The organism is Paraburkholderia sp. BR10936, assembly GCF_040965735.1.
GTDB classification, from domain to species: domain Bacteria; phylum Pseudomonadota; class Gammaproteobacteria; order Burkholderiales; family Burkholderiaceae; genus Paraburkholderia; species Paraburkholderia nodosa_A.
This window is the reverse complement of sequence record NZ_JBFRCM010000097.1, coordinates 1-255: the sequence shown is the minus strand read 5'-3', so window position 1 is coordinate 255 and position 255 is coordinate 1. Positions and strand designations below refer to the sequence as shown.

Here is a 255-nt window from a genome sequence, read left to right as displayed (position 1 = left end):
CACGCTCGAGCACGCCCTCTGCGATGCGGGCGAAAACGGGTCGAAAACGTGAAGCGAGACGCTCGTAATCCGTACCGGGAGAAAGAACGGGAGCAAGTGCCACCGTGCTGGCGAGATTCAATGCGGTCATAGGGGCTCCAGGTACCGGCTTGATGGGTGGCCCGTGTTCGGGCCTCGTTCCTTACCGATAAAGCAGAAGCCATGCCAATCGTTGGCCGGGGATCAGGTGTGCGCAGGTCGGGAAAACCGCATGCG

1 pseudogene is annotated in these 255 nt (G+C 61.2%); it reads right to left on the bottom strand.

The annotated features are described in order from the left end of the window. Nucleotides 1-130, bottom strand: a pseudogene (locus AB4Y36_RS40580) (monooxygenase); the annotation flags it as partial. Between the last annotated feature and the right edge of the window lie 125 nt (nt 131-255).